Origin of the sequence: Neisseria wadsworthii 9715 (assembly GCF_000227765.1) — a bacterium.
Taxonomy (GTDB): domain Bacteria; phylum Pseudomonadota; class Gammaproteobacteria; order Burkholderiales; family Neisseriaceae; genus Neisseria; species Neisseria wadsworthii.
In genome coordinates, this window is record NZ_JH165159.1 from 335,466 (window position 1) to 351,808 (window position 16,343).

Genomic DNA, 16,343 nt, shown 5'->3' on the forward strand with positions numbered 1-16,343 from the left:
CATATGGCTGTTTAAGCTTTCTTACAACAATGCCTGTCTGAAAACACGTTTTCAGACAGGCATTGTTTTATTAAAGGCTATTTGAAATGTCCTGTATTAAGTTGGAAATTGTTAGGCAAAACCGCGAATTTTACCGGTTGGAATGCGCTGCCGCTGCCATCAGCATCGTAATAGAGGGCATTGCCTTTTTGGATAACGCGCGTGGCAAACGTTTCCGAGCCTGCTTTGGCAAACCAAACTGCCGGCGGTTTGCCGCCGCTTAGTGCGGGGTGCAGGCTGATTTTGTCGCCTTCTTTCGGGTTGAAGTCCGCCAGCATATTTACATTTTCCGTATCACTCAATTTGCTGCTGAACACGAACGTGTCCGCGCCTGCGCCGCCGGTTAACACATCATGCCCGTAACCGCCGTCCAGAGTGTCGTTGCCGGCGCCGCCGTTTAATACATTGGCTTGGGCGTTGCCGGTGATTATGTCATCTTGGGCGCCGCCGCTTCCGTTGATAGTTTGGTTGCCCATCAATATCAAGGTGTTGTCTTTGCCGTTTAAGCTGTGGTTGTGAATAGTATATACAGTATGATTGCGGCGGGTGATGCCGTTTTCTCCAATCTGCAAGCCCTCCAGTTTCTTTCCTCCGTTTACCGTTGCGCCGCCGTTTTCATGTTTGCGGATCAGCTCGCCGAAGTGCGTACCTTGTGTGCCTAAAATAATGTTGCTTTTCAGGCTTAGGCCGGTGATGTGGCCGATGATGTTTCTAGCCGGGAAATCGAATGAGCCGTCGCTGCTTTTTTTGTTCCAGCCTTTAGATGTGTCGGCGCCCACATACAACACGGGTGCAGCGGCAAAGGAAGGAGCGATGATGTTGCCGGAGATGCTTACGTTTTTGGTGCTGCCGTTGCCGCCGTTGTAGTGTATCGGTAGCCCGGTGGCATAGGCAGCGCGTTCGCCTGAAGCGGAAGCTCTGTCCCAAATGGCTTCCAAGCCCAGTGCGCTGCCTTTGGCGGAGCCGGAAATGATGTTGTCGGTAATGTGGTTATCGCTGGCATCAGAGCCTGCGTAAATCAGCCATTTACCCGGTTCATGCCTGCCTGATGGTTTGGCGGCATCAAGGTGGTTGCGGGTGATGGTGTTGTGGTTGCTGCCTTGCACGGCAATGATTAATGCTTGGCCGATAAAGCGGGTGCTGGAGATGATGTTGCCGCTGATGGTGTTGTGATCGGCGTTGTAGCCCAGTAACACACCGGCTGATAGGGCGTCGTTGAGCAGGTTGTTTTTAATGGCGACATTAAACACGTTGTTTTGCAGGGAAATGTTGCGGGTATTGTTGGTAAGGTAGTTGTGGGTGATGGTGCTGTTGCCGCTCACTTCGTTAAATCCGATGCCGTAGCGGCCGCCGTCGATATAGTTGCCTTGAATGGTGATATTGGCTGCTTTGGCTTCCGGATTGGTTTCCGCTACTTTGCCGTTGCCTTTGGCGTAAAGGCTCCAGCGGCCTAAGTCTTGGCCGGCAGGCACATCTTTTGCCGCTGCTTCATACAAGCGTCGCTCGGCCTGAGTTTTGCTTTTGGGCGCTATGGGATAGCCGCCCACGTAAATGGCCGTGCCGCCGCTGCCGCGCTCCATTTTGCCGCCGGGCATAATGATTCGGTTGTTTAAGATGGATACGTTGTTGGTGCTCAAGCGGTTGTTGGGGTTGGAAACGCCGGTAATGGAGATGGCGGCTTTGTCATTGGCACCGGTGTTGTAAACCGTGTTGTTGCTGATGGTCGTGTGCTGCGTGCCTTGTGCCAGAATGCCGCTCAGGGGGCGGTTGTTCATATTCAGCACCAAACCGTCTATGGTTGAGTTTTGCAAACCGGTTTCAAATTTTACGGCTGATTCACGCACACTGGCGCCAACCTGAATGGTGCTGCCGTTGCCATGCAGATATTTTACGCCGTGCAAAACTTTGATTTGAGATTCGCTGGTGTACGTTTGATTTACACCCAGTTTCACACCTAATCCTGCTTTTTTCGCGGAAATCATAGCCTTATTGACGGCAGCTGAAATTTCGCCGCTGCCGCTGTAAAAAGCGGCAGCCGGTACATAACCGGCTTTGGCAAAATAAGCACTCCAGCCGCCGAGACCTGCGCCGGTATCGCCGTTTCCGTCTTTTTGAAACAGGGCATGATGTTCGCCATCGCTGATAATCAGGTAACGCAGTGCTGGGTCTTGCACGGCTTTTTGTGCTTCACCGAGGTTGGCAACGATTTTAAAGTGTTGCCCCTTAGGGATGTGGCTGGTTGCGAAGGTTTGAGCAGATTCAGCAGTAGTGACCGCTACGGCAGGGTAGGCTTCAAAATAGAAATCAATCGGCATGGATAAGAAAAACATAGGCTTGGCATGTAACCTGTTGGTTTTATTAATTTAAAGTGTCGCCATTTAAAAAAGCGGGCGATGTATGGTCGTGAAACTTATATAGCAAAAGTTAAGTTAATTGACTATATAGTGTATCCCGATATTATGTAAGTCTATGTGAATCATGCGCTATTTTTTTGAAAGTCGGTTTCAGGCGGGCATAAGCGGATTGATTTGACTATAGATTCTGAAAAACCAATGCCTGTCTGAAACATTTTCAGACAGGCATTGATTATGTATTTTAATTGTCGTAAAAATCAGTGTTCAGTATGGTTAGACTTTTTCGTTAACACAAAAACCATCTCTTTGCTGCGCGGGCGGTTGCCTTGCCATACTTTCTGCCAGCCGGAAGGCGGAGTATCATCAGTACGGGTACGGACAAGCCTGTAGGTGCAGCTTTCATCTTGAATGCGCAAAGGCAGGCGGCTGTATTCGCCCCATGCCAACCGCGCGGTGTGTTCATTTTTAGGAATGTTGATGCATGCTGTGCCTGTCTGTAAATCAGCCGGTGCGGCAGCTTCCATCTGCTCAACCACAGGGCGGTAGCTTTTTGCCCGGTCCAGCCAATGGAGAAACAGGGTCATTAACAAAGCCCATACTAATGTCATGCCTGCGGCCCAGTTCGTTACGGCCTGTCGCCCGCGGATATTTTTCCGCGTGATGGCCCAGAGCCAGATCGGGCTGAATAAAATAGCCACCAGCATCGGAATCAGCGCAATATGAGGTGTGTAAAACGGGCTGAAATATGCGGCGCGTTCGGCCAGTTTGGCAGGCCAGCCATAATTCATAGCAAAAAAGCCCATCCATAGAAACACGGCGGCTAAGCCGAAAGTCATGATGCCGAACCAGTTGAGGAAAGCGGCAGGGCCACGTCGCAGGCTGTCGAGTCGGGCGGCACCCAAAAGCGCGAGCGGTGGCAGAATCCATAGCAAATTATCTTGATGAGACGACGGATCTGCGGCTAACAGCAGTCCCATCTCAGCCAGCCATGCTAAAGAAAGCGCCATCCATGGCTCTTTTGCCAGATCGCCGCGCAAAAGTGTCCAAATAGCCAGCGGCCAAGCGGGGAAGGCAAACCATAACAGGTTTTTAAGATAATATCCCGCGCTAAATGCTACACGGAAGTTTTCAAATCCCCCAAAGCTGCCAAACGCGTGATACAAACGCCATGTTTCAAATGCCACTGGGTCGGTTTTAAACAAAGCGGAAGGGTAAACCGCCATCAGCGGTAAGCCTACTGCCAGCGCACCGAAAAGCGAAATATAGTACCGTTTATGTTGCCAATGCGTGCTCGACAGCAAAGAAACTGCGGTCAGCACAACAGCCAACGGTACTAAATAGCCGGCAGAAAGTGAAAGTAATGCCAGCCCGATACCCAAGAGCAAGGAGGCCATAATAACGCGGGTACGTGCCAGTGCAAATCCATATAGAATCAAGCCCAGCGCTGCAAATTGCACCGACATACCGCCTAACATATGCGCCGCGCCAATCAAGCCTGCCGAGCCGACCATTATTAGCACCACGCTGCGCCCCTGATGGCGGTCAAGTAAATGGAAGCCTGCCATGCCGGAGGCTGTCAGGCCGATAACGGTAAAGATTACGCTGGCGAATCGGGAGGCGGAATAAGCATCTGCCAGCCAAGGGGAAAAGAGTTGGCGGCAGGCTGCAGCCAGCCAGATATATACGGGCGATACTTTGTAAAGCGGTTCGCCCAATACAGTAGGCAGCCAAGCGCGCCCGCCGGCCAATATTTCATTTATGGAGGCATTAACCGTAGGTTCGGCAGGATTCCATAAATCGTGTGAAAACACGCCGGGCCACAACCAAGCAAATACCAGTAGCAGTAGCAGCCACGGTTTCTCATAAGTAGGGGCAGGAGGGCGTTGATCGGGGGGCAGATAGGTCAGCATAATGCGATAGACGTGTTGCTCGATGGAAAGAGTTTAGCAGGATTATTGTGAAATTACTTTAAAGTGCAATGGTTTCTGTATTTTCCGGCTGTTTCGCCGGCGGTTAAAAAAGGCTGCCGAAGCAGCCTTTTGCAATTTATCCAAAGATTAACGTTTGAACATATTGCCGTATTTTTGTTTGAACTTGTCCACTCGGCCGGTGGTATCAACGATTTTTTGTTGGCCGGTGTAGAAAGGATGGCATTGTGAGCAAACCTCAATGGTGAAGTTTTCTTTTTCCATTGCAGATTTGGTTACGAATTTGTTACCGCAAGAGCAGGTTACGTTTACATCATGGTAATCGGGATGAACACCTTGTTTCATTTTCATTTCCTTTTGGTTAGCGGGCATAGGGGTTGTGCCTATGCTTCAGATGAGATAAGAGCGGAATTATCGCAACTTATTGGTGTTTTGGCAAGTTTTTCATTTTGATGGGAATGCCTGTCTGAAAATAACCGCTATGTCCGGGCTTATTTCGTTGCAGGCATAGCGGTTATTTTCAGACAGGCATATTGAAACTTATGCTCTTCGCCAAGTTGTACCGTTGGCACCGTCTTCGAGAATAATGTTTTCAGCTGTGAGCAAATCGCGGATGCGGTCGGACTCGGCCCAATTTTTCTCGGCGCGTGCCTGTTTACGTTGGGCAATCAGGTTTTCGATTTCTTCATTGGAAAGTGAACCTGAAGCAGCACAGCCCTGTAAGAATTCGAGCGGATCTCGCTCCAACAAACCGATGATACTGCTCAATGCTTTCAAGCATCCGGCAAGCTCTGCGTTGTTGGTTTTATTGACTTCGTTGGCCAGCTCAAACAATACGACCACGGCTTCTACGGTGCCGAAATCATCGTTCATGGCGGCGAAGAAGCGGCGGGTGTAGTCATTGGTGTTTTCGCTTACTGCACATTCCGCGGGGGGTGTGTTTTTCAACGCGGTATAGAGGCGGGTAAGCGCGCCTTTGGCATCGTCCAGATGGGCATCGGAATAGTTCAGCGGGCTGCGGTAGTGTGCGCGCAAAATGAAGAAACGCACCACTTCGGCATCATATGCTTTCAGCACATCGCGTATAGTGAAAAAGTTGCCCAATGATTTCGACATTTTTTCGCCATCCACACGGATAAAACCATTGTGAAGCCAGTATTTAACGTGGCTTTCAATGGTTTTCCCGCCGTGGTTGTGGCCGCAGCTGCCGCCATGAGCACCGCAGCTTTGGGCAATTTCGTTTTCATGGTGGGGGAACTGTAAATCTGCACCGCCGCCGTGAATATCGAAAGTATCGCCGAATAATTCTTCACTCATGGCTGAACATTCAATGTGCCAACCGGGACGGCCTTGCCCCCATGGGCTTTCCCAGGCCGGTTCGCTAGGCTTGGCGGCTTTCCATAACACGAAATCCAGAGGATCGCGTTTGAATCCGTCCACTTCGACACGCTCGCCGGCACGCAGGTCGTCCAGAGATTTGCCGGAAAGCTGACCGTAGGCGGAGAATTCGCGCACGGCGTAATAAACGTCGCCGTTTTCGGCGGGATAGGCTTTTCCGTTGTCAATCAGGCGTTGAATCATGGCCAGCATCTGCCGCACATGTTCGGTGGCTTTGGGTTCGACATCGGGGCGGATAACGCCCAATGCAGCGGCATCTTCGTTCATGGCTTGTATGAAGCGCGCGGTTAGTTCGCCGATGGTTTCACCGTTTTCTGCGGCGCGGGCGATGATTTTGTCGTCGATATCAGTGATGTTGCGTACATAAGTGAGCGGATAGCCGCATTGGCGCAACCAGCGGGCAATTATGTCGAACACGACCATGACGCGGGCGTGCCCTAAATGGCAATAGTCATAAACGGTCATGCCGCATACATACATGCGCACGTTTTGGGGATTGAGTGGAACGAACTGTTCTTTTTGACGGGTTAGGGTGTTGTAAACAGTAAGCATACAGTTTGACTCTGTGTTGGAAGTTGGGTAAGTGTTTCGGGAATTTGTTTGGAAAATGATGCGGCTTATTATATTAATTGGAATATATAACTGCCGTTTCGTATTATCCTGCCCGATGGTATCTGCGTGTGAGTAGGTTTATAAATGGTAGGTTTTGCCGCTATACGGGCGGTATTATCAAATTGCTTTGACATTTAATACTTTACCATTCTGTCTTAATTAATCTGTCTTAATGTAAGTGTTTAAATTATTTTAACCATATTTAACTATAAAGAAAATCTTGAAATCTTTCACGGTGTTGGTTCGACTTATACTGGATATGTCAGTTTTTGGTGATACAAAACCATGCTGCTTGCGGTGCCTGTTTGAAATGATTTTCAGACAGGCATTATTCTGCTTTGAATATCAAAGTATCAGTTTGTGCAGCAGGGATTTCCGAATCGCCCGCTTCGGCTGTTTCTGCTGCCAACCGTTTTTTCTCTGAAAGATACAGGCTGATTTGATGTATTAAATCTTGTGTGCCTTCGTGGGTTAGGGCGCTGATTTTGAAGAGGCGAGGGGTGGTCATGTCGAAGCCGAATCGGTCGTCCGGCTCGGGGTAATCCCAGCCGATGGCGTTTAAGAACTCGGCTGCACGGGTTTCTGCTTCTTCGGGTGTGAGCATGTCGAGCTTGTTTAACACCAGCCAGCGTGGTTTATCGTAAAGCTCTTCGTCGTATTTGCGCAATTCGTTGATGATGGCCAAGGCTTCTTCAGCCGGAACGACGCTTTCGTCAAATGGGGCTAAGTCCACAACGTGCAGCAAGAGACCGGTGCGGGAGAGGTGTTTCAAAAAACGGTGGCCGAGACCTGCGCCTTCTGCGGCGCCTTCAATCAGGCCGGGAATGTCGGCCATGACGAAGCTGTTATTTTCATCAATCCGCACCACGCCGAGGTTGGGGTGTAATGTGGTAAACGGGTAATCTGCCACTTTAGGGCGGGCGGCGGAAACGGCGCGGATAAGGGTGGATTTGCCGGCATTGGGCATACCCAGCAAACCAACGTCGGCCAACACTTTCAGCTCTAAAATCAGGCTGCGTGCTTCGCCTTCTTCGCCCGGCGTGGCTTGCTTGGGTGCGCGGTTAACCGAAGATTTGAAATGGATGTTGCCCAAACCGCCTTTGCCGCCTTTGGCTAAGCAGACTTTTTGGCCGTGGCGGGTCAGGTCGGCCACGATTTCATCGGTGTCCGCGTCGCGGATAAGGGTGCCTACCGGCATGCGCAGTTCGATATCGTCGGCACCTGCGCCGTAGCGGTCGGAACCGTGGCCTTTCTCGCCGTTTTTGGCTTGGTAGCGTTTGACGAAACGGTATTCGACCAGAGTATTGATGTTTTCGTCGGCCACTGCATACACGCTGCCGCCGCGTCCGCCGTCGCCGCCGTCGGGGCCGCCGCGCGGTACGAATTTTTCACGGCGGAAGCTGACTGCGCCATTGCCGCCACGGCCTGCTGCAACTTCGATTTTTGCTTCGTCTATAAATTTCATAACTGTATTTCTTTATAGGTAAGATGTTTTCAGACAGGCATTGAATGCCTGTCTGAAAAATATTCGGTATTTAATAATGTACGGCTATATTATAAAGAATAATAATGCACGTTTGGGATATTTGCATGCCTGTCTGAAATATGGTTTTCAGACAGGCATTGATAAAATTTAAGCTTGATTCCAGTTGCCTTGGAAGTTGCGTTTGCGTTTCCAGAAAGCGCGCCCGGCTTTGGCTTTGATGTTTAATGTGCCGCCGGCAGGGCCGTCGGTCGCCAGTGTAAGCTGCTTTAATCGGCCTTGTTTCAGCGCCTGCCAGGCCGGGGCGAAAAAGCGTTCGTCCCAAGCTTCCAAGGTATGTTTGTATGTCCACACATCACCGGTGTGGGCAGTGTCGGCCAAGTCGTCCAGAAAGATAAGATGCCTGTCTGAAACGGGCGCTTCTGCCGCCAAATTTTGCCAGGCGGCGTAGTCGTAAGGAGCATCGAATTTCGGGCCGGTGTGGGCTTGAGCCCATTCGTTGTCGGTGGCAAGCGGCGCAGCAAAGGTTTGTGTGCCAATCAGGTCGGACCATAACCAGATGCCGTTAACCGAAGGCTGGCCTTGGGCGGTGCGTTCAGTGTTGATGCTGCATGAGTGCAACCACATCTGGATTTCGGTTTCATATCGCATCCATTGTATTGAGTCGGCTCCTTCCGCGCGCGTTGCGCCGTCTAGTGAGCCCAAAACATCAAGTATGCAGGGAACCTGCCAGTCGGGCTGATCGGGTGTTTCTACCAGCCATAAGTCCGGTCGGTAAACGTGGAAATGCCAATCTGAGTCTGCATAGAAATGATTTAACCCTCGGCAAAAGTCTTCGGCTTGCTGTGCTGAAATACCTAAGCCCGCACCGCCCAGCATACTGGCGTTGTGCATACCCATCTGTTGCCATACCGGGCTGGCAAATACGGCGTTTTGCTGCGGTGCGATGCCAAGTGCCTGTTTGGCATGTGTAATCAAGCTGCCTTGCCATAGAAAAGATGCAAAAAATGAAGAAGCAACGGTAGGGCGGTGGGTAAGCGTGCCGAAACGCAACAGCTCGTTTAAAACAGGTGTGTGCAAGGACGGCATCTGGGCCGGATTGTTTTGATTCAGTGCCGGAAGGGCGATGGTTAGCTCCATGCTGGATACAACGAAAAATATAAAAACCGCATTCTACGTTATTTTTTAAGCGCTTGCCGTAGTTTGGCATATTTGCGTTCGGAGCGGGAGACAGTTTTATGTTAAAATATTTATAGAGATAAATTGGGTAAAAAAGAGAAAACCATAATGTCAATTCGACAGATAGCCCTGATAATACTGACGAAAAATTTATTTATCTGACATTAATTAAAAAATTGTGAAACGTCATCTTGAAGGCGTAAACGGTGTGCAATCCGCACCACGAAACATTCAGGACAGAACCGTGACAACAGAAAAGAAACCAATAGCAACAACAGTTAAAAAACCGATCCGCTGGACTTTATTGGGCATTATGCTGCCCGTGTCCGCCGTGATGACCACTTATGCTGTAACCGAGCCGTTACCCAAAGGGCTTTATAAAGCTGAGCGTGTCTCGCAAGAGCTGCCGGCTGTGTTTGTAAAAAGCAATGAAGTACAAAGCAGTTATTGGGCTGCCGAAACCGTTCAGGTGGGTGACAGCCTGAGCGATGTGCTGGCGCGTGCGGGTATTTCGGAAGGCAGCATTAAGAAAGCTTTACAGCAAAGTAAAATCGATAACAACCTGAAAAAACTAAATCCGGGGCAAACGGTGAGTATCCGTTTGGATTCAACAGGCGATGCCACCGATATTCAGTTTTTCTCCAATGACGATAATGGTGAAAGCAACTTGGTAGCCATTCAGAAAGTCAACGGCCAATGGCAGGCTTCTACATCTGAAATTACCATGAAGACCATGCCGTCTTTGCGCTCCATTGTTGTGCGTACATCTGCGCAAGGTGCGTTGGCACAGGCGGGTGTCGGCATTGAGTTGCGCGAATCTTTGCGCGATATTTTCAGCGACAAAGTGAATGTTGACGAGCTGCGCCCGGGCGACCAAATCCGGCTGTTGTATAACAGTATGTATTTCCGTGGTCAGGAGATGGCAGCAGGCGACATTTTGGCAGCTGAAGTGATTAAAGGCAACAAAACCTACAAAGCCTATTATTATGATAAAGGCGATGAGGGCGGCAGCTATTATGATGAGCGCGGCAAATCATTAAAGCATACCAGTGCATTTAATGTGAAGCCGGTTGAATATACTCGAATTTCGTCGCCTTATGGTGTGCGTATGCACCCGGTGCTTCATACGGTAAAAATGCATACCGGTATCGATTATGCCGCGCCTGAAGGTACACCGATTCGTGCACCTGCCGATGGTGCGGTAACATGGAAAGGCTGGAAAGGCGGCTACGGCCATACCGTTATGCTGATGCATGCGAATGGTGTGGAAACCTTGTATGGACATATGAGTGCTTATGCACCGATAGGTTCTGCTGTGAAAGCAGGCGACGTAATCGGTTATGTGGGCAGCACAGGCCGCTCCACCGGCCCGCACCTTCATTACGAAGCGCGTATTAACGGCCAGCATGTGAACCCCACAACGGTTGCCTTGCCGACGCCAAAAATGGAACAGGTTAATATGGCGCGTTTCAATCAGCAACGCGAGAAATCAGACACTATGCTTTCGGCGATCCGTAATCTTCCGGTAACGGTGGCGCAGGTGGATTAATTCTGACTTTGTGTATTGCCATATAGAAAATGCCTGTCTGAAAAATACTTTCAGACAGGCATTTTCTATATTTCTATGAAAGATTATTTCTATGAAAGACCAGGTTTTATCGTTATGTGAAAGAAATATGACAAAAAATGTCATCGGCAATTTGGCAGTAAATGTTCGTTATGACAAAAAATGGCAAAAAATATACGTATCATGATAGGAGATAATTTGCCAATCAGTTGGAAAGTTTGTTTATTTTTGTTTTAATTTATATTAAAAACAATAATATATAATATATTTCCAATTTAATTTATAAATTGGCATGATAAATGCTGAGTATTTTATGTCTGCAAAGCAGCGCAGACACAATTAAGGGAAATTAATTTAATTAAAGCCAAACACATTACGGTAAGCGTCTCAAACGCAAAAAAACTTAAAGAAAGAAAAATACCCAAACACATCACACAATCAAGCAGGAAAGGGGAAGCGTTAAGCAAATACATTATTAGGGAAACGTCTGATTACTCAAAAAAATTAATTCAAGGGAAACAACAGGCCAAATACATTAAAGGGATAGCGTCAGCAGTAAAAAGCGCAAAAAGAACACAGGCCAAACACATTAAGCAGTCAATGCACTATCTAATGCGGGCGCAGCGGGTTATCGGAATCACCGTAATCTGTTGGTTTAAGATCCGCAGTTAAAGGATTCAGTCGGTTGAGCAGTATGATCGGGGGAAAATCTGTAATCCGGCTGGCAGGCATAAATATTTTTGCATGGATTTGTGCCTGCAATCCATTATCGGGCAGACAGGGGGTGTTTGCTTTGATAATTTAAGCTGTATTTCTAACTTAAAGCTTCTTTAATAGTCTTATTAAAGAAGCTCTTTTTTTGCTTTTTTATTTCATAGCTATAAAGAATACTCGGGGCAAGTTTGAATATGCCGGCAAGTATTATGAATGATGAGAATGCCTGTCTGAAAAGAAAGTTTTCAGACAGGCATAACGTTGTGTCGCTTTGTCGGGAATTTCACTATATATTCCAACTTTTTGCTTAAGACTATTTCAATAGTTGAATGCCAGACCTCTAATTTAGCTGCAAATAATGACGTGCAGGCCGTTTAGCATTATCATTAACCAACCAAGCCGGTTGTGATTTAAAGGAAAAGACTATGTATGAAGTAAACCGAAGTGTATTTTTGCTGATTCCGCTGGATCCTTTCTGGAACTGGTTACAGGATATTGGTGTGGATGCAGAAGACTTTACTTTAGAAGATTTGCAAGCTGATGCGAATTCCTATCTGATCAGCCCTTGTGATGATGTTGAGCAGGTGTGGGAAGAAATTAAATCACGTTTTGAAGAGATATTTGCTGCCGAGTTGGCTGACTGGTGTGAAGATGAAAGCCTGTGGCCGGACTTACACCCTGATATTTTTCAAGAATGGTTTGATATCCAGCTTTCCACTATCGTTACCGATTTGTCTGCCGAGCCGTTGGCGCGTGAATCTTTTCAGCCGATTGCGATAAGTTGATATGGCTATTTCTGTACGCAGCTATCATCTTGATGGTTATGGCCATGTAAACAATGCGCGCTATCTTGAGTTTCTCGAAGAAGCCCGTTGGGCTTTTTTTGAGCAAAAAGGGTTGTCTGATCTTTTGCAAGGCATACAGATGGTGGTGTCGCGCATTGATATCCGCTACCGACGCAGTGCTACTGAAGGTGATGTTTTGGAAACGGATACCCGCTTGACTGAAATTCTGCCGCGCCAGATTAAATTTAAACAGGCCATCTTTTTTGTTCAAGGGGGAAAAGCGGCGGTAGAAGCTGAAGTAACTTTGATGAGTACGCAAAATGGAAAAGCTGTTAGCTTGCCTGCGCCTTTGAGAGAAAAGTTGGGTTATTTGTTTGAGGGGAATGTGTGAAAAAAATTTTGATATTGGCCGTGTTGGTGCTGATTGGCGGCCTAATTGTCTATGTTTTAATGCCCAAGGCAGATCCTGCGCCTGATTTTTCATTAAAGGGTTTAGACGGTAAAACATATAACAATGCCAGTCTGAAAGGTAATGTGACTTTCATTAATTTTTGGTTTCCCACATGCCCCGGTTGCGTGAGCGAGATGCCGAAAGTTATCAAAATGGCGCAGGATTATCAAGGTAAAAACTTCCAGGTATATGGAATCGCCCAGCCGATAGATCCGCTGGAAAGTGTGGAAAACTACGCGCAGACCCGGGCGCTGCCTTTTCCTGTTATGTACGATGCAGACGGTAAAGTAGGAAAAGCGTTTAATACGATGGTATACCCGACTTCTGTATTGATTAATAAAAATGGTGAAGTGTTAAAGACTTTCGTGGGAGAACCGGATTTTTCAGCTTTGTATCAGCAGATTGATGTGGAATTGACTCGGTAGTTTAAGTATGCCTGTCTGAATTTTAATAAGGCATTTTATGCTTTGTATATGATAATTATACAAATTAAATTTTATAATTAATCCAATATAAGAAATTTACGCAATTAAATAACAATTTAATCTGAAAATGGCTTGTCAAAATCTGATAAAAACGCTAACCTAAGTAGCATTATTTACCAAAAATAAATTGAGAATAATATGAACCGCTTACAAAAAACAGATGATGTACGCATCAATGCTATTGACGAATTATTGCCGCCGATTGCCCATTTATACGAGCTGCCGGTTACCGATCAAATTGTTGATTTGGTTGTGAAAACCCGCCAGGAAATTGCTGATTTGGTACATGGAAAAGACAACCGCTTGTTGGTTATCATTGGCCCGTGTTCCATCCATGATCCGAAAGCCGCAATCGAATATGCGCAACGCTTACTACCACTGCGGAAAAAATATGAAAAAGAATTGCTGATTGTGATGCGCGTTTATTTTGAAAAGCCGCGTACCACCGTAGGCTGGAAAGGTTTGATTAACGATCCACACATCGACGGTACATTCGACATCAACTTCGGCCTGCGCCAAGCGCGTAAATTATTATTAGATTTAAACACTTTAGGTATGCCGGCGTCCACAGAATTTCTAGACATGATCACGCCGCAATATTATGCCGACCTGATTTCGTGGGGCGCTATCGGTGCGAGGACAACCGAAAGCCAAGTCCACCGTGAGCTTGCGTCCGGCTTGTCTTGCCCTGTCGGATTTAAAAACGGAACAGACGGCAATTTGAAGATCGCCATCGACGCAATCGGCGCAGCTTCCCATACGCACCATTTCCTTTCAGTTACCAAAACAGGCCACAGCGCCATCGTACATACTGCCGGTAATAAAGATTGCCACGTTATCTTGCGCGGCGGCAAAGAACCGAATTATGACAGTACGCATGTGAAAGCGGCGGCAGAAGAGTTGGTTAAAGCGGGTGCAACCCCAAAATTGATGGTTGATTTCAGCCATGCTAATAGCCGTAAAGATTACAAACGTCAAATGGAGGTGGCGCAAGATGTTGCACAGCAGCTTCGCAACGGCGAAAACAACATTATGGGCGTTATGGTCGAAAGCCATCTGGTAGAAGGCCGTCAAGATAAACCTGAAACTTATGGCCAAAGTATTACGGATGCCTGTATCGGCTGGGGGGAAACTGAAGCGTTGCTTGAGCTGCTGGCTGAAGCAAACCGAAGCCGTGTGTAACGCAGAGTGTAGTAGATGTTTCCATATGCCTGTCTGAAAATATTTTCAGACAGGCATGTTTTATTTCAGAGTAGGGCTAGTTGATTCACTATAATATTGTCTAAATTAAAAGAGGGATTATAGAAAATATAACGATGTTGCTCATTGAGGGAGGAAAGTAAAGATGAAATAGATGCTTTTCTCCTGTGAGCGGGAAAACTGCCTGTGAGAGCAGTTTCTGGTTTTTGAATAGGGATGGTAAAACGAAAGGGGAGTAGAAAAGAATGAAGCAATGACAAATTTTCTAAAAAATAAAGCTATTTACGATGCTACGCTGTTGGCATACCGCGGTGGTGTCAAGTGTATTGACGAGTCTAAAGGTAATATGACTAGTGACTCGCTGTTTGCTGTCGCCAGTATTTCAAAGCTGTATACGCATGCACTGATCTTTCAGCTAATTGATGTTGGCGCATTGAGTTATGGAACAAAACTGACTGATGTTTTGTCACGCGACCTTACCGAACGTTTGCCGCAGGTTGAGGATGTAACGATCCGCCATCTTGTTGACCAGAATACTGGTTTCCCTAATTATGAAATGGATCGCCAGCCAAATGGTAAAGTGTTGATGAATGAGATTTTTCAACATGATCGGCGGGTAGAGTTTGAGGAGGTGCTTGAGATTGTTTCCCGGTTGGCGCCAAAATCAAAGCTGGGCGGACAAAAGGCATACTACGCTGATATCAATGCTATGCTGTTAGGGAAAATTGCTGAAGTAGTTACCAGCAAATCTGCCAAGCAATTATTGGCTGATCATATTTGTCGGCCACTTGGCCTTGTGCGGACGCATTGGGCGGATGGCAGAGAAAAAATAGTGCCAATATATAATGGCGTGCACATTGTCGTCTGCCAAGAGTACCTCTCAAGCCAAGTCTATCAAGGCGGCATCATTGCAACTAACAGTGAGCTAATGCGCTTTACGCGTGCATTTTTTGGTGGTAAGCTTTTCAGCCCCTCGCATATTGCCCACCCAATATTCCGCACCATCCAGTTCCGTCCCATCAAGTACGGCAGCGGCATGATGCAACTAACAGTTGCATCGTTGGTAGCATATTTCTTAGGTGGTGTTCGCGAGATTCGCGGCCATAGCGGCATCACTGGTAGCTTTGCATTTTATTGTTCACAGAAAGATGTGTTTGTTACTGGTACAGTCAATCAGCTCAAATACAAACCGTACGCAACAATATTTCGATCAATCGCGGCGTGTGATAAAAATCGGAAGTCAAACGATGAAAACTAATGCCTAAAATAGCCGCAACAATTACAGGAAACATCATTATGGCAAAACCAAAAGGCGGTCTTGGCGGTAAAGGCTTAGATTCATTATTGGCCGGCAATATAGAAGATAGTAGCGGCGACAAACTAACTACCGTTCCCATCGGCGACATTAAGCCCGGTCGTTACCAGCCGCGTGTACAAATGGATGATGAAGCTCTGCAGGAATTGGCTGAATCCATTAAAGCACAAGGCGTAATTCAGCCAGTTATCGTACGTGAGCATGGGCTCTCACAATATGAGTTGATCGCAGGAGAGCGCAGATGGCGGGCCAGCCAATTGGCGGGATTAACCGAAATTCCGGTTGTAATTAAAAGTATTAGCGATGAAACTGCGCTGGCAATGGGTTTGATTGAAAACCTGCAGCGGGAAAATCTCAATCCTATTGAAGAAGCTCGCGGTTTGAAACGTCTTGCAGATGAATTCAGCCTTACGCATGAAACCATTGCCAAAGCAGTTGGAAAAAGCCGCAGCGCCATTTCTAATAGCTTGCGTTTGCTTGGTTTGCCTGTGCCGGTGCAAGATATGTTGTATCAGCGCCGATTGGAAATGGGGCATGCTAGAGCATTATTGACCTTGCCGGTTGTAGAACAGCTTGAGCTTGCGCAAAAAGCTGTGAAATATGGTTGGTCGGTGCGGGAAGTGGAGCGCAGAAGCCAATTATCGCAACACGGCAAGAAAACAGAATCATTAAAAAAGAATGATCCGGACATTCAGCGTATTAATGATTTACTGACGGAAGCGCTTGGCGTAAATGCAGAGATACGTAGCACAAATAATAAAAAAGGCAAAATTGTTTTGCACTTTGATAGTCCGGAAACATTGGATGCTTTGTTGCAAAAATTGGGTATTCAA

General features: G+C 47.3%; 13 protein-coding genes. 7 read left to right on the forward strand and 6 right to left on the reverse strand.

The window, feature by feature from the left end:
• Positions 1 to 77: 77 nt before the first annotated feature.
• The 6 genes from HMPREF9370_RS12555 to HMPREF9370_RS01450 form a co-directional block, all read right to left on the reverse strand.
• Positions 78 to 2,369 carry a NosD domain-containing protein gene (locus HMPREF9370_RS12555; protein ID WP_009115473.1) on the reverse strand — a complete coding sequence of 764 codons (2,292 nt, stop codon included), beginning with the start codon at positions 2,367 to 2,369 and terminating at the stop codon, positions 78 to 80.
• Positions 2,370 to 2,650: 281 nt separating this feature from the next.
• Positions 2,651 to 4,303 (reverse strand): ArnT family glycosyltransferase, encoded by a 1,653-nt coding sequence (locus HMPREF9370_RS01430; RefSeq protein ID WP_009115474.1) that lies wholly within the window; start codon positions 4,301 to 4,303, stop codon positions 2,651 to 2,653.
• Between the two features lie 147 nt (positions 4,304 to 4,450).
• A complete protein-coding gene (gene rpmE / locus HMPREF9370_RS01435) occupies positions 4,451 to 4,666 on the reverse strand; it encodes a 50S ribosomal protein L31 (RefSeq protein WP_040666761.1) in 216 nt (71 codons plus the stop codon).
• A gap of 195 nt (positions 4,667 to 4,861) precedes the next feature.
• Entirely contained in the window at positions 4,862 to 6,271 is a 1,410-nt protein-coding gene (gene cysS / locus HMPREF9370_RS01440; RefSeq protein WP_009115476.1) for a cysteine--tRNA ligase, read from the reverse strand.
• Positions 6,272 to 6,659: 388 nt separating this feature from the next.
• A complete protein-coding gene (gene obgE / locus HMPREF9370_RS01445; RefSeq protein WP_009115477.1) occupies positions 6,660 to 7,796 on the reverse strand; it encodes a GTPase ObgE in 1,137 nt (378 codons plus the stop codon).
• Between the two features lie 168 nt (positions 7,797 to 7,964).
• Positions 7,965 to 8,903, reverse strand: a complete 939-nt coding sequence (locus HMPREF9370_RS01450) for a hypothetical protein (protein WP_244963462.1) — start codon at positions 8,901 to 8,903, stop codon at positions 7,965 to 7,967.
• Positions 8,904 to 9,306: 403 nt separating this feature from the next.
• On the opposite strand from HMPREF9370_RS01450, the gene HMPREF9370_RS01455 reads away from it, so the two are divergent.
• From HMPREF9370_RS01455 to HMPREF9370_RS01485, 7 genes are all read left to right on the forward strand, one after another.
• Positions 9,307 to 10,542 carry a LysM peptidoglycan-binding domain-containing M23 family metallopeptidase gene (locus HMPREF9370_RS01455; protein WP_370992367.1) on the forward strand — a complete coding sequence of 412 codons (1,236 nt, stop codon included), beginning with the start codon at positions 9,307 to 9,309 and terminating at the stop codon, positions 10,540 to 10,542.
• A 1,157-nt stretch (positions 10,543 to 11,699) separates the two neighbouring features.
• Positions 11,700 to 12,059, forward strand: a complete 360-nt coding sequence (locus tag HMPREF9370_RS01460; RefSeq protein WP_009115483.1) for a hypothetical protein — start codon at positions 11,700 to 11,702, stop codon at positions 12,057 to 12,059.
• 1 nt (position 12,060) lies between these two features.
• Positions 12,061 to 12,450 (forward strand): acyl-CoA thioesterase, encoded by a 390-nt coding sequence (locus HMPREF9370_RS01465; protein ID WP_009115484.1) that lies wholly within the window; start codon positions 12,061 to 12,063, stop codon positions 12,448 to 12,450.
• The gene (locus HMPREF9370_RS01470; protein ID WP_009115485.1) at positions 12,447 to 12,935 is read left to right on the forward strand and encodes a peroxiredoxin family protein; all 489 of its coding nucleotides are present in this window, start codon (positions 12,447 to 12,449) and stop codon (positions 12,933 to 12,935) included. The genes HMPREF9370_RS01465 and HMPREF9370_RS01470 overlap by 4 nt, the downstream gene beginning before the upstream one ends.
• A gap of 198 nt (positions 12,936 to 13,133) precedes the next feature.
• Complete coding sequence (gene aroG / locus HMPREF9370_RS01475) at positions 13,134 to 14,177, forward strand: 3-deoxy-7-phosphoheptulonate synthase AroG (protein WP_009115486.1); 1,044 nt, start codon at positions 13,134 to 13,136, stop codon at positions 14,175 to 14,177.
• A 271-nt stretch (positions 14,178 to 14,448) separates the two neighbouring features.
• Positions 14,449 to 15,453: a serine hydrolase domain-containing protein gene (locus HMPREF9370_RS01480; protein ID WP_009115487.1), complete on the forward strand. Its 1,005-nt coding sequence runs from the start codon at positions 14,449 to 14,451 to the stop codon at positions 15,451 to 15,453.
• 38 nt (positions 15,454 to 15,491) lie between these two features.
• Positions 15,492 to 16,343 (forward strand): ParB/RepB/Spo0J family partition protein (locus HMPREF9370_RS01485; protein ID WP_040667317.1); only part of this gene is annotated, 852 nt, incomplete at its 3' end.

Excerpts from the sequence above, each read along its gene's own strand:
- HMPREF9370_RS12555 (WP_009115473.1), bottom strand. The coding sequence starts at position 2,369 with ATGTTTTTCTTATCCATGCCGATTGATTTCTATTTTGAAGCCTACCCT.
- HMPREF9370_RS01430 (WP_009115474.1), bottom strand. The coding sequence starts at position 4,303 with ATGCTGACCTATCTGCCCCCCGATCAACGCCCTCCTGCCCCTACTTAT.
- rpmE (WP_040666761.1), bottom strand. The coding sequence starts at position 4,666 with ATGAAACAAGGTGTTCATCCCGATTACCATGATGTAAACGTAACCTGC.
- cysS (WP_009115476.1), bottom strand. The coding sequence starts at position 6,271 with ATGCTTACTGTTTACAACACCCTAACCCGTCAAAAAGAACAGTTCGTT.
- obgE (WP_009115477.1), bottom strand. The coding sequence starts at position 7,796 with ATGAAATTTATAGACGAAGCAAAAATCGAAGTTGCAGCAGGCCGTGGC.
- HMPREF9370_RS01450 (WP_244963462.1), bottom strand. The coding sequence starts at position 8,903 with ATGCCGTCCTTGCACACACCTGTTTTAAACGAGCTGTTGCGTTTCGGC.
- HMPREF9370_RS01455 (WP_370992367.1), top strand. The coding sequence starts at position 9,307 with ATGCTGCCCGTGTCCGCCGTGATGACCACTTATGCTGTAACCGAGCCG.
- HMPREF9370_RS01460 (WP_009115483.1), top strand. The coding sequence starts at position 11,700 with ATGTATGAAGTAAACCGAAGTGTATTTTTGCTGATTCCGCTGGATCCT.
- HMPREF9370_RS01465 (WP_009115484.1), top strand. The coding sequence starts at position 12,061 with ATGGCTATTTCTGTACGCAGCTATCATCTTGATGGTTATGGCCATGTA.
- aroG (WP_009115486.1), top strand. The coding sequence starts at position 13,134 with ATGAACCGCTTACAAAAAACAGATGATGTACGCATCAATGCTATTGAC.
- HMPREF9370_RS01480 (WP_009115487.1), top strand. The coding sequence starts at position 14,449 with ATGACAAATTTTCTAAAAAATAAAGCTATTTACGATGCTACGCTGTTG.